General features: G+C 66.2%; 18 protein-coding genes and 2 pseudogenes. 16 read left to right on the top strand and 4 right to left on the bottom strand.

Annotated elements, in window-relative coordinates:
- Nucleotides 1–170: 170 nt before the first annotated feature.
- A complete protein-coding gene (locus tag FDZ84_RS27455; protein ID WP_246868466.1) occupies nt 171–1,301 on the bottom strand; it encodes a 2-oxo acid dehydrogenase subunit E2 in 1,131 nt (376 codons plus the stop codon).
- A gap of 20 nt (nt 1,302–1,321) precedes the next feature.
- Nucleotides 1,322–1,798, bottom strand: a pseudogene (locus FDZ84_RS27460) (transketolase C-terminal domain-containing protein); the annotation flags it as partial.
- A 28-nt stretch (nt 1,799–1,826) separates the two neighbouring features.
- Between FDZ84_RS27460 and FDZ84_RS27465 the strand changes: the two are divergent.
- The 4 genes from FDZ84_RS27465 (at nt 1,827) to FDZ84_RS41070 (ending at nt 7,784) form a co-directional block, all read left to right on the top strand.
- A complete protein-coding gene (locus tag FDZ84_RS27465; protein ID WP_371812691.1) occupies nt 1,827–2,240 on the top strand; it encodes a hypothetical protein in 414 nt (137 codons plus the stop codon).
- Entirely contained in the window at nt 2,237–2,374 is a 138-nt protein-coding gene (locus FDZ84_RS27470; protein WP_168588235.1) for a hypothetical protein, read from the top strand. The genes FDZ84_RS27465 and FDZ84_RS27470 overlap by 4 nt, the downstream gene beginning before the upstream one ends.
- Nucleotides 2,375–3,085: 711 nt before the next feature.
- Nucleotides 3,086–7,420, top strand: coding sequence for an HAD-IC family P-type ATPase (locus FDZ84_RS27475; protein ID WP_168588236.1), 4,335 nt, complete (start codon nt 3,086–3,088; stop codon nt 7,418–7,420).
- Nucleotides 7,421–7,634: 214 nt separating this feature from the next.
- Nucleotides 7,635–7,784, top strand: a complete 150-nt coding sequence (locus tag FDZ84_RS41070) for a three-helix bundle dimerization domain-containing protein (RefSeq protein WP_371812921.1) — start codon at nt 7,635–7,637, stop codon at nt 7,782–7,784.
- 492 nt (nt 7,785–8,276) lie between these two features.
- Here FDZ84_RS41070 and FDZ84_RS27480 read toward each other — a convergent pair.
- Nucleotides 8,277–8,585 (bottom strand): annotated as a pseudogene (locus FDZ84_RS27480) (IS982 family transposase); the annotation flags it as partial.
- 1,550 nt (nt 8,586–10,135) lie between these two features.
- On the opposite strand from FDZ84_RS27480, the gene FDZ84_RS27485 reads away from it, so the two are divergent.
- From FDZ84_RS27485 to FDZ84_RS27540, 12 genes are all read left to right on the top strand, one after another.
- Nucleotides 10,136–10,561, top strand: coding sequence for a hypothetical protein (locus FDZ84_RS27485; protein WP_168588237.1), 426 nt, complete (start codon nt 10,136–10,138; stop codon nt 10,559–10,561).
- 227 nt (nt 10,562–10,788) lie between these two features.
- A complete protein-coding gene (locus tag FDZ84_RS27490; RefSeq protein ID WP_168588238.1) occupies nt 10,789–11,217 on the top strand; it encodes a hypothetical protein in 429 nt (142 codons plus the stop codon).
- Nucleotides 11,218–11,664: 447 nt separating this feature from the next.
- Nucleotides 11,665–12,381 carry a hypothetical protein gene (locus FDZ84_RS27495; RefSeq protein WP_246868467.1) on the top strand — a complete coding sequence of 239 codons (717 nt, stop codon included), beginning with the start codon at nt 11,665–11,667 and terminating at the stop codon, nt 12,379–12,381.
- Between the two features lie 17 nt (nt 12,382–12,398).
- Nucleotides 12,399–13,565 carry an SRPBCC family protein gene (locus FDZ84_RS27500; protein ID WP_246868468.1) on the top strand — a complete coding sequence of 389 codons (1,167 nt, stop codon included), beginning with the start codon at nt 12,399–12,401 and terminating at the stop codon, nt 13,563–13,565.
- Between the two features lie 4 nt (nt 13,566–13,569).
- The gene (gvpJ, locus tag FDZ84_RS27505) at nt 13,570–13,992 is read left to right on the top strand and encodes a gas vesicle protein GvpJ (RefSeq protein ID WP_168588240.1); all 423 of its coding nucleotides are present in this window, start codon (nt 13,570–13,572) and stop codon (nt 13,990–13,992) included.
- A complete protein-coding gene (locus FDZ84_RS27510) occupies nt 13,989–14,795 on the top strand; it encodes a GvpL/GvpF family gas vesicle protein (RefSeq protein WP_210435139.1) in 807 nt (268 codons plus the stop codon). Before gvpJ ends, FDZ84_RS27510 begins: the two co-directional genes overlap by 4 nt.
- 2 nt (nt 14,796–14,797) lie before the next feature.
- On the top strand, nt 14,798–15,049 hold the full coding sequence (locus FDZ84_RS27515; RefSeq protein WP_168588241.1) for a gas vesicle protein GvpG: 252 nt from the start codon (nt 14,798–14,800) through the stop codon (nt 15,047–15,049).
- 4 nt (nt 15,050–15,053) lie between these two features.
- Nucleotides 15,054–15,503, top strand: coding sequence for a gas vesicle protein GvpO (gene gvpO, locus FDZ84_RS27520; RefSeq protein WP_246868469.1), 450 nt, complete (start codon nt 15,054–15,056; stop codon nt 15,501–15,503).
- A complete protein-coding gene (locus FDZ84_RS27525; RefSeq protein ID WP_168588242.1) occupies nt 15,500–15,964 on the top strand; it encodes a gas vesicle protein in 465 nt (154 codons plus the stop codon). The genes gvpO and FDZ84_RS27525 overlap by 4 nt, the downstream gene beginning before the upstream one ends.
- The gene (locus FDZ84_RS27530) at nt 15,957–16,739 is read left to right on the top strand and encodes a GvpL/GvpF family gas vesicle protein (RefSeq protein WP_168588243.1); all 783 of its coding nucleotides are present in this window, start codon (nt 15,957–15,959) and stop codon (nt 16,737–16,739) included. The genes FDZ84_RS27525 and FDZ84_RS27530 overlap by 8 nt, the downstream gene beginning before the upstream one ends.
- Nucleotides 16,736–16,972: a gas vesicle protein gene (locus FDZ84_RS27535; protein ID WP_210435140.1), complete on the top strand. Its 237-nt coding sequence runs from the start codon at nt 16,736–16,738 to the stop codon at nt 16,970–16,972. Before FDZ84_RS27530 ends, FDZ84_RS27535 begins: the two co-directional genes overlap by 4 nt.
- Entirely contained in the window at nt 16,965–17,288 is a 324-nt protein-coding gene (locus FDZ84_RS27540; RefSeq protein WP_168588244.1) for a gas vesicle protein K, read from the top strand. The genes FDZ84_RS27535 and FDZ84_RS27540 overlap by 8 nt, the downstream gene beginning before the upstream one ends.
- Before the next feature lie 63 nt (nt 17,289–17,351).
- On the opposite strand, the gene FDZ84_RS27545 is transcribed toward FDZ84_RS27540, so the two are convergent.
- Nucleotides 17,352–17,615 (bottom strand): GlsB/YeaQ/YmgE family stress response membrane protein, encoded by a 264-nt coding sequence (locus FDZ84_RS27545; RefSeq protein WP_168588245.1) that lies wholly within the window; start codon nt 17,613–17,615, stop codon nt 17,352–17,354.
- Between the last annotated feature and the right edge of the window lie 113 nt (nt 17,616–17,728).

Consider the following 17,728-nt stretch of genomic DNA (forward strand, 5'->3'; position numbering starts at 1 on the left):
GAATAGGGCCGACCGGCCCGTTCCGCCCGGACACCCGTGAGTGTTTGTGGGTGCTATGGCACCCAATAGCGCTCACGGCGGTCACCTGAGCGCCGTCGCGAGGTTCGACAGCCCGGACGAGTAAGCCTCCTTCGAATCACGAAACGTGTGAAAGCGCGCTGTCTTGTTGGCTAGATTGAAAAATCAGCCCGTTCGATGTGGTTCTTGATCGTGGACAGGAACCGAGCGGCGTCGGCGCCGTCGACCAGTCGGTGGTCGTAGCTGACGGACAGGTAGGCCATCGAGCGCACCGCGATCGTGTGCCCGCCCGTGCCGTCGGGGCGGGGAACCACGCGCTCCACAATGGCTCCGGTGCCCAGGATCCCGGTCTGCGGGGGGTTGAGGATAGGTGTGTCGAAGAGCGCGCCGCGGCTGCCGGTGTTGGTGATCGTGAACGTGCCGCCGGCTAGTTCGTCCGGGCTGATCCGGCCATCTCGCGTGCGCCCGGCGACGTCGGCGATGGCGACTGCCAGCCCCTCGACATCGAGGCGGTCCGCGTCGCGGATGACAGGCACCATCAACCCACGCGGGGTATCGACGGCGATCCCGAGGTGACAGGCGGAGTGGTAGGTGGCTGTGGTGTTGTCGTCGCTGACCGAGGCGTTGAGCATAGGGTGCTCGCGCAGCGCCTCGATCGCGCCCTTGGCGAAGAACGGCAGGAAAGACAGCCTCGTGCCGGTGCGTGCCTCGAATGCGTCCTTGGTGCGGGCACGCAGGCGTGCCAGCGTCGTGACATCGGCTTCCAGCACCGTTGTCAGCTGCGCGGACCCCTGTAGCGAGGCCACCATCCGGGTCGCGATGGTCTGCCGTAGCCGCGACATCTTCTCGACGCGGGCATCGTCGGCTGGGGCGGTTGCGGTGACGGCTGGGGCGGTTGCGGTGACGGCTGGGGCGGTTGCGGTGACGGCTGGGGCGGTTGCGGTGACGGCCGGGGCCGGGGCGGGTTCGGTGACAGTGGGTACCGCCGGCGGCGTGACTGGTTCCGGGGCAGGCGGTGCGTCACTGTGCGAGGCGGGCCCTGCCCCTGCGGGCTCGACGATGGCCAGCGGTTCGCCCACCGCGACGGTGTCATTCTCCTTGGCCAACAGCTCGTGGATTGTGCCGGCGAAGGGTGCAGGCACTTCCGTGTCGACCTTGTCGGTCGCCACCTCGAGCAAAGGCTCGTCGGCAGCAACGGTGTCGCCGGCCCGCTTGAGCCAGCGGGTGATAAAGGCTTCAGTCACGTTCTCACCGAGCGCAGGCATGGTCACATGGGTGCTCATTGGACGTCGTTCTCCTAACGTCATTCGGCGAGGTCGAGGGCGGCACGGACGATGCTGTCGGCGTCGAGCCCGTGGTAGCGGTACACGTCCTCGAGCGAGCCCGACTGACCGAACCGCGTGACTCCAAGCGCGGAAGTCGGCACCCGGTTAATCGTGGCCAGGAACGACAGTGTGTGTGGATGTCCATCGAGGACGGTGACCAGCGGTGTCGCCCGGTCCGCAGCGAACACCTGGTCCACGATCCACGACTCTGCCTGCTCAAACCCCTGGCGCGCGCGCACGGCGAGATATAGCAGGTCGGGGCTGGTCACGCAGATGACGTCGGCGATCGTGCCTACGGCCTCGAGCCGGTCGGCTGCCGCGAGCGCCTCGGGCACCACGGCACCCATCGCGGCGATCGTCACCCGCGCACCTTCCCGCCGCCGCAGCGAATACGCACCTGCCACCACTTGCCGGCGCCGGCGCTCCCGCGCCGCCGGGTCGTTGGGCGCGCTCGCCGACCGGGTCGGCGCGCGCAGACTGTCGGTGTACGGGTTGGTCGGGCTCGCCATCGGCGTAGCCGCATTCTTCCCGCTGCTCAACACCGGGCAGCCGACACTCGCCATCCTGGTGGTGGCGCTGACGAACGGCATCGCCGGCAAGGCCTTTTGGGCGCCGTACGCCGGGATCATGTCCACGCTGTTCTCCACCGAGATGCGCTACAGCGGGATGTCGTTCAGCTTCCAGCTCGCGGGCATCCTCGGCGGTGGAATCGCCCCGTTCGTCGCCGCGTCGCTGCTCGAGCTCACCGATTCGTGGGTGCCGATCATGCTGTACGGGCTGGTCGCGATCGCAGTCAGCATCGGCTGTGTGATCGCGGTGCGGCCGCATGATCGACCCGCGAGCGGCATCCGTGCCGGTGTCGAGAGTGCCAGTGTGGGGGAAGAGGCAAAACAATGACGTTGACCGTACCGAGCATGGCCGAGGTGACCGATACGCCGGCGCAGCGGCCGCCGGACAAGCTAGCCGCGTCGCGTTACGCCGTTGCGTCCGGCGTCGATCCCGAACGCTACCTCCCGCACGGCACCTTCTAGTTCGAACGGCGCAACGGCGAATAACGGATTGAAGTGATCCCGCTTCCGTCGACAGTGATCATAATGTTCACTGGCGGCAGGAAGGACGGGGATGGCGAGTCGACGGAGTTCGCCGGGCGGATCTGGAGAAGCTGCGCAAGGGCTATGCCCGGGCCAGATGTATATCGCTTTTTGAAAAAAGCGGCGGCCTGGTTCGCGAGCGGGAACAGGTAGAGTTCGAATTCATCGCGGGCCAGGCCGATCAGAAAGAGTTTCCTGCGGATTGTACGTGCTGGATGCTCTCAGCTCAGCGGTACTGGCGTGTTGGCGGGTCGAGCAGTGGGGCGGAGCCTGTCGGTGTTGTTGATCGGCTCGCGGGCCGCGGAGAGGACGGGTGTAGGGCTGTTTCGAGGTTCGCTTTTCGCTCGCCGGTCCTACGCTCGGACTCACCACGGTATCTGTGGGCGGGAGGTGGTCGTGGCTAGGACAGTGCAGAACGTAACGCCTGGTGCGGGCGCGCGGCGACATGGGGCGTGGTCGCGAGCCGGGACGGTCAGCTTGCCCGTCGCGGTGGGGTTTCGTCGGCCGGGTGTTTGGGTGCGGTGTGGTGGGCAGGACGCGGCCCGCGTGGTGCGGGACGGTGGGGTGCTCGAATGGCCGGTTGTGGAGGCGACGGGCGCGGGGGTGCCATGGGCGTCGGCCGGCTGCGTGTCGGACGGTTGAGGGTGTTCGATGCTGCGTACCTTGGGCGCGTTGGCCTCGCAGATCGTAGCTCCGGTGGCGGCCGCCGCGAGGAGCATCGCGGGCTTGGAGAGCGGGCGGCGGGCTTGGGCGTCGGATGGGCGTGCGCACGTAGAGGTGCGCGGTGTTCACCAGCCGGGATCTGAGGATGCCGGCGAGCGGGTCGTCCGGCGTCTGGAGAAGGTGCCGGGCGTTGCCTGGGTCGAGATCAACGCCGCCGTGGGGCGGGTGGTCATCGGGCACGATCCGGACCTGGTGGGGATCGCCGGGCTGGTGGGCGCGGTGGAGGACGCCGAGGCGGAAACGGGGCTGGACGGGGAACCGTTCGCGACGGTCAGCGCCGATCATCCGGACAATCCGGTCAAGGTGTTCGCTGAGGTGGCGATGCTGGGCGCGAACCTGGCCGGCGCTGCGATCACGATGGGGGCCGAACTGCTGCCGTTGCCCGCCCTGCCGCCGTCTGTTCCGGCGCTGGTGTCGACCGGGGAATCGGCTTCCCGGGTCCGGGGGCCGTTGGAAACTCGGCTGGGCAAGACGGCCACCGATGTGCTGTTCGGGATCGGCAGCGCGGTGGCGAACACGCTTGCGCAGCGCCGGTCGAGCTTGCTGGCGGAATCGGCGTACCGGTTTTTTCTGTTGCGGGAGACCCAGGCCGCGCAGCGTAGCTGGGCCCGGTGGGAAGCCGGCGTCGGCAGGCATCCCGCCAGTCACCGCAGTAAGCCGGTGGCGGTCGTGGCGCGCCCTGTGCCGTTGCCCGACGGCCCGGTCGAGCGCGCCGCGAACGGTTCGGCTCTTGCCGGGCCGGCGGCGTTCGCGGGCATGCTCGGGGTGACGCGGAGCTTTCAGCGTGCGCAGGCGATGTTGGTCGCGGGCGCGCCGCGCGCGGCTTTGGTGGGCCGGGGCGCGTTCGCGGCTCAGCTCGGGTATGGGTTGTCCGAGCGGACGACTCTGGTGTTCGAACCCCGGGTGTTGCGGCGGTTGGACCGGGTCGACACGGTGGTGATCGACGCCGGCGTTGTGCGCACCGGTGTTCGGCTGGTGCATGACGTGATTCCCGCGGAGGGTGATCACGCGGCCGTTGAGCTGTGGGAACGTGCGCACCACTTGGTGGGTGTGACCAAGGCGGATGGCACGCGGCGTGAGGGTTGGTCGCTGTCTTCGGTGGCTCGGTCGCGGTTGCCTTCTGATGTGCGTGGCGCGGCGGGGCCCGGAATTGAGGTGTTCGCGCTGCGCCACGATTCGCGGAGGGTTGCGTGGGTCCTTGCCGCCGAGGAATTGGATCCTCTCGCCGAGGAGTTGGTCGCGGCGGCTCGCGGGGTCGGGTCGGTGGTCGTCGCTGGGGATGGGGGCCGGTTGGCGGCGCGGATCGGCGTTGATCGCGTGGTTGCGGGTGGGGTGCGGCTTGCTTCCGTGGTGCGGGAGATGCAGCGGGAGGGCAGCGTCGTTGCCGTGGTGTCCTCGCAGGCGCGAGCGGCGCTGGCGGCTGCGGATGTCGGTTTCGGTGTGACCCGTGATGGTGTGGTTCCGTGGGGTGCGCACCTGATCGCGGGCGCGAGTCTGGGGGAGCCGTGTGCGTTGTTGCGCAACGTGTCGACCGCGCGTCAGGTCAGCAGGCGCAGCGCGCAGCTGTCGTTGATCGGTTCGGTCGGCGGGGCGGCGCTAGCCGCGTTCGGGCCCGCTATCGGGAGTCAGGCCCGTGCTGGAATTCCGGTGGCCGTGTGTGCGGCGATCGCGCTGGGAGCGGGAACGTGGTGGGGGATGCAGGCTGCGTGGCGCCCGGTTCCGCGCGCCGTGCCGCGCACTGCCTGGCATGCGATGGCGCCCGGCACGGTGCTGGAATTGCTCGACAGTTCACCAGAGGGACTGACCGATGACTCGGCGCGCCAGCGTTTCCCGGATCACGACGAAGGAGCGGACTTCCGCCGGATGGGTGTGCTGCGGGCGTCGCTGGAGGAGCTGGCGAGTCCGCTGACGCCTGCCTTGGCGGGTGGGGCCGCGATCTCGGCGAGCATCGGTGCCGTTGCGGACGCGACGATCATCCTGGGCGTGCTGGGAATGAACGCGTTGATCGGCGGCGTGCAACGTATCACCGCCGACCGTGCGTTGAACAAGCTGCTGGCGGCCAGCGTTGTTCGGGTTGTGGTGCGCCGCAAGGAAAACGTGACGCAGTTGCCCGCTGACCAGCTCGTGCTCGGCGATGTGGTGGAGTTGGTGGCCGGGGATGCCGTTCCGGCCGACTGCCGGCTCCTGGAGGCGGACGGGCTGGAGCTCGATGAGTCGAGCCTGACCGGCGAGTCGATGCTGGTCACCAAGACGGTGACGGCGACTCCGGCGGTGCCGGTCGCGGACCGGACCTGCATGATCTACCGGGGCACCGCGGTCGCCGCCGGGCGAGGGGTGGGTGTCGTGGTCGCGACCGGCGCGGACACCGAGGCCGGCAGCGCGATCGGGCCCGAGGTCCGGCGAGGTGCCGATGGTGTCGCGGCTCGCCTGCAGACGCTGGCCAAGGTGACCGTGCCGATCTGCCTGGGAGCGGGTGGGATTCTGCTTGTCACGGACATACTGCGCGGGCGTCGGTTGGGGACATCGCTGGGGCGGGCGGTGAGCCTGGCGGTGGCGGCCGTTCCCGAGGGATTGCCGTTCGTTGCCACCGTCGCCGAGCTCGCGGCCGCCCGGCGGCTGTCGAAACGCGGGGCATTGGTGCGCAACTCCGCGACGATCGAGGCGCTGGGCCGGGCGCAGGTGTTGTGCTTCGACAAGACCGGCACCCTCACCGAAGGGCGGATCGCGCTACGGCGGGTATCCGACGGCGCGTCGAGCCGGTGGCTCGAAAACATATCCACAGTGCAACGCCGAGTGCTCGCGGGTGCCTTGCGGGCAAGTCCGTTGGTGGACAACGGTGAACTGCTCCCGCATCCCACCGATCGCGCGGTCGTCGATGGCGCGCGCGGCGCGGGAGTGCACCCGGCCGAAGGCAAGCAGGGCTGGGTGCCGATCGACGAGATGCCCTTCGAGCCCTCCCGCGGCTACCACGCGGTGCTCGGCACCTTCAGCGACGGCAATCTGCTGAGTGTGAAAGGTGCCCCGGAGATCGTGCTGGCCCAGTGCACCCGGTGGCGCAGACCAGACGGCGACGTTCCGCTGGAGGGTACCGCTGGTCGAGACGTCGAGCGCGTTGCCGAAAACCTCGCCCGGCAGGGCTACCGGGTGCTGGCTGTCGCCGAGCGGGCCGCCTCGGACCGCAGTGATCTCGACGAGTCCCGGATCCGGGATCTGCGGCTGATCGGATTCGTCGCGCTGGCCGACCCGGTACGGCCCACCGCGGCCGCCGCGGTCGCACAGCTCCAGCAGGCAGGTGTCGAGGTCGTGATGGTCACCGGCGATCACCCCAGCACCGCCGAGGCGATCGCCGCCGAACTCAACGCGCTCAACGAACGCCGCGTCATGACCGGCACCGAACTGGACACCCTCGACGACGACCAACTGGCCGCGGAAGTAGCCACCGTCGCGGTGTTCGCGAGGGTCAGCCCGGCACAGAAGGCGCGCATCGTCGACGCCCTGCAGCGCAACGACCGTGTGGTCGCGGTGACCGGGGACGGCGCCAACGACGCCCCGGCGATCCGGTTGGCCGACATCGGCATCGCGCTGGGGCAGCGCGCAACCCCTGCGGCGCGCGAGGCCGCCGACCTCGTGGTCACCGACGACCGCATCGAGACCATCGTCGACGCCATCGTGGAAGGCCGCGCCATGTGGGCATCGGTGCGCGATTCGCTGGCCATCCTGCTCGGCGGAAACCTCGGCGAGATCGGCTTTACCGTCGTCACCGGTCTGATCAACGGCGGGGGCAGCCTCAACGCCCGGCAGCTGCTGCTGGTCAACCTGCTCACCGACATCCTCCCGGCGATGGCGATCGCGGTAAGGCCACCGCCGACGATCACCGCCGAGATGCTGCTGGCCGAAGGCCCCGAAGCCTCGCTGGGCGCGGCGTTGACCCACGACATCTACCGCCGCGCCGCGGTCACCGCCGGGGCCGCGATCTGTGCGTGGATCTTGGGCAGGGCGACCGGATCCCTGCGCCAGGCCAACACGGTCGCGCTCGTGGCGCTGGTCGCCGCCCAGCTCGGACAGACCCTGGTCGTGCGCGGACGGACACCACTGGTCGTGGGGTGTGCGCTTGTCTCGTTCGTGGCCCTGGCCGCCGTCGTCCAGACGCCCGGGCTGAGCCAATTCTTCGGGTCCAGCCCGCTACTCCCGCACGGCTGGATGATCGCCGCGGGCATGGCGACCGCCGCCACCGCCATCAGCCTCCTGCTCCAACAATGGTGAACCTCCATATGTGGCCGCCAGGATCCCGTCACCGCAGCCATCGTCGGGCCCGACTCGGGACAACTTCGGGGCAGGCACGACGCCCGAGCGCCGAGAACGGCCGACGACTCGCCAGCGGCGAAAGCGCCTGCCTCCAGCCGACAGGCGATGAACCCATGATGGGCATCGATCACGCGCGGCTTCAACGAGAACTGGACCTGGTACGAGAAGAACTATCCGGCCAGTTCCCGACGCACAGCCCGGACAGATCTCGCACGCGATCAACACCGCAGCCGCCGAGCTGATACCGCAAGCCACCATAGGAACCTTCCTGCCGATCCTCATACGCCGACGCGCGCAGGAAAGACTACGAACACGGCAATAGCACGCGAGCGGCACCGACACCGCGGCCAGGCCGCTTCACCGGAGGAACGTAGTGCGGAGGCCCCCGGATTTATTGATCGGAAACGTAAGGGTGCGATCTTCGTTGGTCTGGCGTGATCGCTGGTGTGCGGATCTGCGGCGCAGGGTGGTCGCGGCTGTCCATGGATGACGCAGGTTGAGGTGGCGCGGGTGTTCGCGGTAGCGCCGTAGTCGGTGTCCAGATGGGTACAGGCGTGGCGGAAACAGGGTTCGAAGGGTCTTGCCGGGCGTCGGCGGGGTCGCAGGCCCGGTGAGCAGGAAGCGTTGATGTGCTCGCCGGCAGCGCAACTGCGGTATGCGGTGGCCGAGCACACCCCGGTCATGTTCGGGCTGCCGGATGACCGCAGAGCATCACGACCGCCAGCGCGAGTGTCGTGAGCGATTTCAGGCGCTGTAGCCCCGAAAACCGCGCACGGGCCACCTCGGAACACAGCGCTCACCACCGCCCCCACCCCCCGCCGTGCTGCTCGAGACCGAGTTGTCCCTTGAGTGTCTGGTTGACCGACTCGATCCACTGGCGTATTCCGCCGAGGTTGCCGTTGCGGTAGGTCTCGTCCTAGCGGTCCGGGCGCAGCAGACGCAGAGCCATCGCCTCAGTGAGTTTCTTGAAGTCCTTGCCGGAGAAGCCCTTGTCGGTCAGCGGGATTTGGCCGTCACGGATCAGAGGGTGGTTGTGGTCGAGCAAGGCCGCCAGCACCTCACGTTCGCCGATCTTGGGGTTGGCCAGGCACCACATGACCGGCATCCCATCCCCGGTGCACACCGAGCCGGCGGCGGAAGCGGTCGCGACGTCTTGGGCAGCCGGTGGTGCGGTCCACATCAGACGGTTGGGTGTGTGCGGTGCAGGACCGAGGTTCGTGAGCGTTTTTCGGTGCTATGGCGCCCAAAAACACTCACGGCCAGGTGGCGACCTTCGCGGGCCGCGCCGCAACGGGTCGCGGGTCTGCTTCTCGTCGACACCAGGGCTGTCGCCGACAACGACGAGCAGCGTGTCAACCGCCTCACGGTCGCGGATCGAGCGGAACGCGAGGGCACCGCGCGCTGGCTCGCGGAGAGCACCCTGCCGAACCTGCTGGGAAGCACGACGCACGAACGACGGCCAGAGGTCGTCGCCAGCGTCCGAGACCCTGTGCGGGCGCCAACAACGTGGTCGTCGGCGAGCACGTAGAGTGCGGTCAGAAGGGTGTTTAGTTCTTTATTCAACATTGATCTTGAACACCCTTCTCCGCTACCCACTCACCGACCCTCCCGTCACGTGATCTTCACGGAATCAATCATCTAGGTGAATGGCCGACCGAGAATCCCCCGGCCCTCACCGTCCCCTTTATCAACCGCAAGCCGTTGCAAAAGCGGGTACGGGAGGTGATCACAACCCTACAGTGCGCACGCTTCCGCACGGCACGAATACCTGCTCGGCGCGATGCGGGCCTACTCGTGGTGGTGGGTGCTTCTCTTGCCGGATGCGGGTGGGTGTGGGTGTGGTGCCCGCACCGGGCTGCGCCGCTTGCGAACCGGTTTGCCGCTCTCTCCTGTCCCGCGCGCTGTCGCATCGTGGGAACCGGTTTCTTTCGGTGTGCTCTTGGTATGTGTCTTCTCGGTGCGCGGCCTGGATGTGCTCCGGTCGGCCCCGCGCGCCGGTCGGCCTTCCTTTTCCTTTGCGGCACCTTTGGCTTGCGGGGCTTGCGGGGTCATGCCGGCATCGGTCGGTGTTCGAGCGCCGTCGTCGGAGCCCTTCAGCCTCTCACCGGCTCGGGTAAGGGCGCCGCCTGTGGTAGCCGCGACCATCCCGATACTGCGGGTCACGCCTGTGCGCAGCCGTCCGAGCCGTCCCTCGCTACTACTGGATTCGCCAATCTTTTCCTTTACTTGTCCAGTGCGAGACTTAGGCAGGTCCGTGGCAGCGTCGGAAATGGTCCGACCAGCGCGCTTCGAAACGGGTTGGGCCCGCTCACGGACTAGCGGGACGTTCGGCAACTTCCTACCCACGGTATGGCGAAGCTTCCGGCCCACGTTACGGGCGGTCATTCGCAGCTTAAGCTTCATCAACCACCTCTGCACGTAACCGATGACGATCGCCAGAAACACCTTGATCCGGGTCATCGCAAACCTCCGGCGCTGATCGCATTGCCGGAGATCGCGTCCGCCCAATAGTGCGCATACTCGACCTCGGCGATGTCCGAGCTGTTGCGCTCGGTGTTCCCCAGTTCCGGCGGTTGAAACCACGAAGTGTGAACTACTTGTGCCCGTCGTCGCCCCGGACAGTTGGGGCACTAGATCGGTTATCGACAGGCACCAGTGGGGTAGCCTCGGTGCATGGCTTCGCTGGACAAGGCCGGGGCCAGGCCTCGGAAATTCCTAGCGCGATTGGCCGGATGGCTACGGGAGGCCGCCGGGCGGATCGTCCGCGACTTGCTGGTCAAGGGCTCCGAGGTGCTACACCGAGAGGTTCCCGCCTGGTTGGACAAACTCGCCAACTCGGCGAGCAGTTCGCCGAGCGTGCAATCTGGACTGGCTGGGCTTTCCGCTGCCATTAGGGGGAAGCACCCGTTGTGGCCGGCGGTGAAGGCCGCGGTCGCCGGACTGAGCGTCAAGGTCAAGGTTCTCCTGGTCGTTGGCCTTGCCCTTGTCCTACTGTTGGGGCCCGTGTTGCTCGTGCTGCTCTTGTTGTTCCTGATCGTTGTCGCGGTGATCAGGACGATGCGGGTTCGGCGTACTGAGGAACTTTTTACTTTATGGTGATTGTGGGGTGATTCAGAGTTGCATGACCCGGGTCGTGTTCAGAGCACATGCCCTCGTCATCGCTGCTAACAGCCCTTGAACCTTCATCGACTGACTGTGTCGGGAAGCCCTGACGAATCGCGTTGAACGCTGGAAACGGAAACGCTGGAAACGGAAGAGTGCAGCATAGTTTTTAAGTGTTCGGACGTTGGCGTGCATACCGCGATCTTGGCATCGGGAGGGTCGTGATGTTGGTCCGGATCAAAGTGTACCTGGCAGCTTTCGTCGGCTACCTGCTGGGCCGATGGCGCATGGGGAAAGCCGCCTTGCGCCTCGCGCGCCTGCTGGCACGCAAGAAACTGAGCAGCATGCCTGCCCGCCGCCGGGCAGCCTCGAATCACAGAAGGCTACGGCTTCAGCGCGCAGGTGTGACCGCTGCAAGCGTTATGGCTGGCGCCGGCGCTGCATACGCTGCGTATCGCATGACTCGCTCGGTCGCGCTCGAATCCAGCGAAGCCGAGCAGCCGTCTGGCGAAGGCACTCCAGGGGAAGGAGCTGCGTCGCTGGGCGAGAGCAGGGACGAGACAATCGTTCCGCCAGAGGGTGCTATCCCGGCCGCACGCGAGGCACCCAAGACAAAAGCGAAGAAGGCAGCGAAGAAGGGGGCCCAACGCTGACCCGGTACCGAGCCACGGCCATCTAATTCGGGAGCCGGAGGTCCCGCTCAGGAGGGGGTCGCCCAGTGGAACTCGACCATCAAGGCCACTGCATTGCTCCGAATCTTCATGGCCGCTACAAGACTGGGTGAGTGGACGTGGAACTCCTGGGGCCGGCGTAGTCCGGTGATCTCGATTTCGAGTTAGGCATATTCCATCGTGAGGGACAGCCGCGATGGTTGATGAATTTCAAAATCAGAACCGATCATGAAATCGACCCGTGGCGGAGGTGTCCGGCGGTCAGTGGGTGGGTAGCCTATTGAAATGATCGTGGTAGTCGGCTGATCGGGCTTCGACGCTAGGTCGATTTCAAGATAGTAACGCCGGACACTGGCTGCACTCGGTTGCGTGAGTTGATCGTGACTGCGGGCAACAGGCCCGCCCGGCACTTCGGGGCAGGGAGCTGATATGAAATCGGGACCTCAAATCGCGCTGGCAGTAGCCGTCGGTTATGCCCTCGGGCGCAGTCGCAAGATGAAGCTCGCGATCACTGCTGCGGGGATGCTCGCGGGACGACGTTTCGCAGATCCCAAAGAGTTGCTGGCCAAGGGCGGCAAACTACTAGGAGCGTCTCCTGAGGTGCAGAAGCTTACGGGACAGGCGCGAGAGCGGTTGTTGGACGCGGCCAAATCAGCAGTGCTGGCGGCAGCGACGAGCAAGATCGAATCGCTTGGTGACAGCCTAACGGAACGTGCCGCCGGTTTGCGTACGGTCAACGTCGAAGGGGCCGGAGAGCAGCTCTCGGGCGCCGGGAAAGAAGTGACCAGCCTCAGCAAGAAGGCGATGCGGCGGAGGGCGAACTCGGAAGAACCTCCCGCAGCGGACGAAGACGAGATCGAGTCCGGGGGAGACGGCGAAGAACAGGCTGCGGAGCAGTCCTCAGACGGCAGAACGGAACGCCACCGCACGCCCGAACACTCCACACCCTTGAGCGGTCGGTTGGCGAGGTCTGCCACCGAGGCGAAGGAAACCGTGCGGACGTCGCAATCCAGTGCGCAAGGCAAGTCCTCTAGTGGTGCGAGCGGACGGGCTGGGAGCCGGAGCGGCGGTTCGGCGGGGCAGGGCCAGCGCAAGCAGGCGGCGACTCCCAGGTCTAAGCCGTCTGTTCCTAGGAAGACATCTTGAGGGGCTGGGTGATGACCATGGCGCAACCGTCCAGCGAAAATCGCGCATCCAGATCGGGTGGCTTGTTGCGAGATCTGCCGCTCGAGCCGTTGAAGGTCGGCGCCAAGGAGCTACTGATGTCGGCCGGGGAGCGTGCGGCCGGCTTCGTCGGCCACAAGGTCGAAGAAATGGCAGAACGGTTGAGCGAATCGGCGGAGAACGGTGGCGCCGGACTGATGGCAGCGGTTACGGGCAGCAAGGAGCTGGCAGAAGGAGGATCCCCGGTTAAGTCGGCGCTGAAGGCCGGGTTGACGGGTATGGCAGAAAAAGCCAAAGGCGCACTGGGCATGGGCGGCGGAAAAGGAGGGAAGAAGGGGAAGTCCAAGGTAGTGAACATCATCGAGCACAATGATGTTGGGCTGCCGATTCGCGTCGTGTACGACCAGTGGACCAGATTCGAGGATTTCCCGAGCATGACGAAGAAAGTCCTTAGCGTGGATCAGGAGTCCGACGAAAAGGTCAACTGGCAGGCGCAGATCTTCCTCTCGAAGCGGAGCTGGCAAGCCACCATCGTCGAACAGGTTCCCGACGAACGGATCGTGTGGACTTCAACAGGCGCGAAGGGGACAGTGGACGGCTCCGTCACCTTCCACGAGCTCGCGCCGGATATGACCCGGATCTTGCTAGTCATCGAGTACTACCCGCAAGGGTTCTTCGAGAAGACCGCGTACATGTGGCGCGCGCAGGGCCGCCGTGTTCGCGCCGACTTCAAGTACATCAAGCGGCACTTGATGACGCGGACGATCTTGGAGCAGGACGCGGTCGAAGGTTGGCGTGGCGAGATCCGAGATCGTGAGGTCGTTAAGACCCACGAAGATGCATTGCGCGAAGAGGAAGAAGGAGCGGAGTACGGCCCTGAGGCTGGCGAGGAAGAGCCGCAAGAGTCCGAGGGCGAGTACGGCGAAGCCGAAGAGGGCAGTGAGGAGGGCGAGTACGGCGACGAAGGGGAGGAAGAAGCCGAGGAATACGGAGAGGAAGAGGAGGGCGAGTACGGCGACGAAGAGAACGAGAGGGGCGAAGAGTCGGAAGCCGAGGAGTACGAGGATGAAGGCGAGGAGAAGTACGACGAGGACCAAGCCCGCGAAGACGAAGGCCAGCGCGGCCGGCGTCGCCGTGCAGCGGTGACGTCCAGCCGGAGAAGGTGATCACATGACCGTCGCGAGCATGCAAGGGGGCGGCGGATCGCCGGTGCAGCGCGGATCGTCGGGCGACTTGGCGGAGGTTGTCGAACTTATCCTGGACAAGGGACTCGTCATCGACGTCTTCGTTCGGGTTTCCTTGGTGGGAATCGAGATTGCCACCGTCGATGCGCGGGTCGTAGTGGCCAGTGTGGACACCTACCTGCGGTTCGCCGAGGTGACCAACAGACTGGACCTGGAGCAGAAGGGCGGCAAGGACCTTCCGGAGCTGATGGAGGGCATGACGCAGAGCGGCGTCGAAGGCAAGACCAAAGGCGTGATCGACGCTGCCAAGGACAAGTTCGACGAATTCCGGGGTAGTGAGCAGGCGGAGAGGCGGGAGAAGCAGCCCGTCAAGCGCAGGGAACCGCGGAGTCGGGAGCGTGAACGATGACCACGCACGCGAGGCGCGCCGAGGGGGTCCGGACCGAGCAAGAAGGCGCCGAGCAAGAAGGAACCGAGAAAGCCGTGTATGTCTACGGCATCATCGGTCGCCGGGAAGAGCTGCCGGACGAGCTTCCCTCTGTCGGGGGCGACGAGGCCAAGGTGGTGCTGGCCTCGCGCGGCGAACTCTCCGCGTTGATCAGCGAGGTGCGGCTGGTTCGACCGCTCGGCACCCGTGAGGATCTGCTTGCGCATGAGCGTGTCCTCGACACCCTCGCCGCCGAAACGACCGTGATACCGATGCGTTTTGGCTCGGTCGTGACAACTGAGAAAGCGGTCGTTGAGGAGCTGCTGGACCCCCACCACGACCACTTCGAGGCCATGCTCACCGAACTTGAAGGACTCGTTCAGTTCACCGTTCGGGGCAGATACGCGGAGAGCGCGCACCTGCGCGAGATCGTGGCTGACGTACCCGAGGTCCGACAGCTCCGCGAAGATCTCAGCGGTCTGCCGGAAGACGCGGGCTACGCAGAGCGTTTGCGGCTGGGTGAACTTGTCAGCAACGCCGTTGCCCAGAAACGCGAATCCGATGCGGAGACGCTGATAGCCTCGCTCGAACCGTCCTCCGCTGCTTCACTTTCACATGCGGTCGCAGCCGAAGACGATGCCGTGCACGTCACGTTCCTAGTCGATCGCGAGGAGATCCCGCAGTTCGAGCAAGCCGTGGACGAACTGGGGGAGCGGTGGGCGGGACGGATCGACCTGCGCTTGATCGGTCCGCTCGCGCCCTACGACTTCTTGCCGGGGGCCTGAACATGGGACTCATCACCGGGCTTCTCACGCTGCCCCTGGCACCAGTACGGGGCGTCGTGTGGGTTGCCGAACAGGTGAAGCAGCACGCAGAACAGCAGTATTACGACCCCGCGCTCATCCAGCGCCAGATTGCGGACGTCGACGATGCCTACGCGGCCGGTGCGCTGTCCGACTCGGAACGCGACCGGTTGCACGAAGACCTGCTGAACAGGCTGTTCGAGGCGCAGCGGCGACGTCGAGGAGAGGAGATGTGACCTGGTGGCTACGGTGCGGCGCGAGGGATCAGGAGATCGCGAGCCGCCGGCGGAGCGCCGTCGGCGCAACCCCCCGCGGCAGCCGGCATCCAGGACGCCGACAACCAAGAGCAGCCCGGAGCAGGGCCGGAATCCGGAGCGGGCGCGCCAAAAACACGACAGCGACGATGACAAAGGCCGAGCGCAAGAACAGCATTCACTCAAAGCGGCCCAGGTGGCCCGGCTGGCCGTACGCCAAGTGCACGAGTTGACCGGTCGGCAGCCGGAAGGCGTCACTTCTCTCGAGCGGTCCGAAACGGGCTGGGTCGTAGGCGTCGAGGTGGTCGAGAGCCGCCGGGTTCCGGACACGGCCGACGTCTTGGCCGTGTACGAGGCAGAACTGGACGACGACGGTGATCTCGTTTCTTACCGCCGGGTCGACCGCTATGCCAGAGGGCGAGGCAACGAACGATGAACGGCTATGACGGCAGCGACCGGGCCACCGCTCCTGCGGTGCGAGGAGGCGGTGCCCGCGCACCGACGTGGTACGGCGAGCGAGCGACGTCCGCACAACCGCAGTCCGCGAACCTTGCCGACATCCTGGAACGGGTCCTGGACAAGGGCATCGTCATCGCCGGTGACATCCAGGTGAACTTGCTGGACATCGAACTTCTCACGATCAAGCTCCGGCTGGTCGTCGCCTCGGTTGAGCGCGCCCGCGAAATGGGGATCGACTGGTGGGAGCACGACCCGACGCTGTCCTCCGGCCACCGTGACCTGGTCGAAGAGAACCGGTCGCTGCGATCACAGGTGCGCGAACTCGAATCCGGGCGCAGCACGACCGAGGCCGCGCTGGAGGAAGGTGCGGACGAGCCGTTCCCCGAACCTCATCGGGAGGTGCGCGAACGCAGCACCGAGGAGCAGGACCGTGGCTGAAACGCTTTCTTACGTCTACGCGATCTTGCGAGCGGGCGTGGACATTTCCGTGCGTGTGGCAGGAATCGCCGGGTCGGAGGTCCGTCTGGTCACTTCCGGTGGCCTTGCCGCACTTGTCAGCACTGTCGACGCCGGCGAGTTCGGCGAGCAAGGGCTGCGCAAGAACCTGGAAGACATGGGGTGGCTGGAAACTACGGTCCGGGCACATAGCCGGGTCGTCGAGGCCGCGATCAGCGCCGCCCCTGTCGCCCCGCTGGCCCTGGCCACGGTCTATTACAGCGATGACCGCGTTCGGGCCGCTCTCGCGGAGCGCGGACCCGCGTTTGCCGACATCCTGGAGCTTATCTCCGGTCATGCCGAGTGGGGCGTCAAGGCGTTCGCTGACGTCAGCAAGAGGGAGCAGCGGGAGCCCACCGCCTCGGGTCCCGGAGGGTCCCAGGAGCGGCCGGGGCAGGCATACCTCGGCAAGCTCCGGGAACGGCGGAAGGGACAGGCCGAGGCGGAGCGCGATGCGTTGCAGCAAGCCGAGGAGGTCCACGCCGCGCTCAGCGATCTGTCGCATGCGAACCGGGTACACCCGCCGCAGAATCGTGATCTCGCGGGCTACCAGGGGTTGATGGTGCTCAACGGTGCCTACCTGGTGGACGATGCGCGCACCGAGGAGTTCATTGCGGCGGTGGAGAGCATCGCCGCGGAGAGTGCCCTGCGGATCGAGCTGACCGGGCCGTGGGCCCCGTATTCGTTCGCGATGGTGGAAGGTGCGGATCAGCGGTGAGCGCGAAAGACGCGGGCCGCGACATCAGCCCGCTCACAGTTCGCGACTCCCGGGAGATCGCACTCGTCGACCTGCTCGACCGGTTGTTGGCGGGCGGCGTCGTGCTGGCCGGCGACGTAACCATCTCGCTGGCGGGTGTCGACTTGGTGCGGGTGTCTTTACGGGCCATCATCACCTCGATCCACGAGGTCACGGTGGATGCCGACTCGTGGGAGCAGGTCGACGATGGGTGAATCTTCGCGTGACCACCGACCCGAGAGGCAACGGGGACTGCCGCACCGCATCGAAACCGACGCGGAGTCGGTACAACGTGACCTGGTCCGGCTCGTCCTGACTATCGTCGAACTGCTGCGCCAGTTGATGGAACGGCAGGCCCTGCGCCGTGTGGATGCGGGCGGGCTCGACGAGGACCAGGTGGAAGAGCTGGGCCTGGCTCTGATGAAGCTGGAAGAGGCGATGGCCGAACTCCGCGACCGCTTCGGCTTCGCCGTTGAGGACCTCAACCTGGACCTCGGGCCGCTCGGCCCTCTGCTACCTCGCGATGACTAACCACGTCTCTCTCGTGTACACGGCCGCACCGCTACGGGTGATGCGGTCGTTCATATGTTGCTCTTATGCGTGGGTGCGGTGGATGATCAGCCGATAGATCAGCAGCAGAATGAGCGAGCCGATGATTGCCCATACGAAGCTCATCACGTTGAAACCGCTGACGCCTGCGCCGCCCATTACGCGGGTTGAAATCCAGCCTCCGAGTAGTCCGCCGACGATGCCGATCAAGATGGTCACTATGATCCCGCCAGGGTCACGGCCGGGCAAGATGAACTTGGCGATCGCGCCAGCGATCAACCCGAACAGGATCCAGCTAAGAATTCCCATGACACTCTCCTTCTTCGGGCCTTATCAGTGCCTATGGGGTTTCCCAGGCTGGGCCCGATGTATTCGCGAGTGGATGTGGGAATCGTTTCCGGCGGTGGGAGGGTGTGCGGGCG

Source organism: Saccharopolyspora sp. ASAGF58, assembly GCF_012277335.1.
GTDB lineage: Bacteria > Actinomycetota > Actinomycetes > Mycobacteriales > Pseudonocardiaceae > Saccharopolyspora > Saccharopolyspora hattusasensis.

Coding starts and splice junctions, on each gene's coding strand:
- FDZ84_RS27455 (WP_246868466.1), bottom strand. CDS start 1,301: ATGAGCACCCATGTGACCATGCCTGCGCTCGGTGAGAACGTGACTGAA.
- FDZ84_RS27470 (WP_168588235.1), top strand. CDS start 2,237: ATGACGTTGACCGTACCGAGCATGGCCGAGGTGACCGATACGCCGGCG.
- FDZ84_RS27475 (WP_168588236.1), top strand. CDS start 3,086: ATGCTGCGTACCTTGGGCGCGTTGGCCTCGCAGATCGTAGCTCCGGTG.
- FDZ84_RS27485 (WP_168588237.1), top strand. CDS start 10,136: ATGGCTTCGCTGGACAAGGCCGGGGCCAGGCCTCGGAAATTCCTAGCG.
- FDZ84_RS27490 (WP_168588238.1), top strand. CDS start 10,789: ATGTTGGTCCGGATCAAAGTGTACCTGGCAGCTTTCGTCGGCTACCTG.
- FDZ84_RS27495 (WP_246868467.1), top strand. CDS start 11,665: ATGAAATCGGGACCTCAAATCGCGCTGGCAGTAGCCGTCGGTTATGCC.
- FDZ84_RS27500 (WP_246868468.1), top strand. CDS start 12,399: ATGGCGCAACCGTCCAGCGAAAATCGCGCATCCAGATCGGGTGGCTTG.
- gvpJ (WP_168588240.1), top strand. CDS start 13,570: ATGACCGTCGCGAGCATGCAAGGGGGCGGCGGATCGCCGGTGCAGCGC.
- FDZ84_RS27510 (WP_210435139.1), top strand. CDS start 13,989: ATGACCACGCACGCGAGGCGCGCCGAGGGGGTCCGGACCGAGCAAGAA.
- FDZ84_RS27515 (WP_168588241.1), top strand. CDS start 14,798: ATGGGACTCATCACCGGGCTTCTCACGCTGCCCCTGGCACCAGTACGG.
- FDZ84_RS27525 (WP_168588242.1), top strand. CDS start 15,500: ATGAACGGCTATGACGGCAGCGACCGGGCCACCGCTCCTGCGGTGCGA.
- FDZ84_RS27540 (WP_168588244.1), top strand. CDS start 16,965: ATGGGTGAATCTTCGCGTGACCACCGACCCGAGAGGCAACGGGGACTG.
- FDZ84_RS27545 (WP_168588245.1), bottom strand. CDS start 17,615: ATGGGAATTCTTAGCTGGATCCTGTTCGGGTTGATCGCTGGCGCGATC.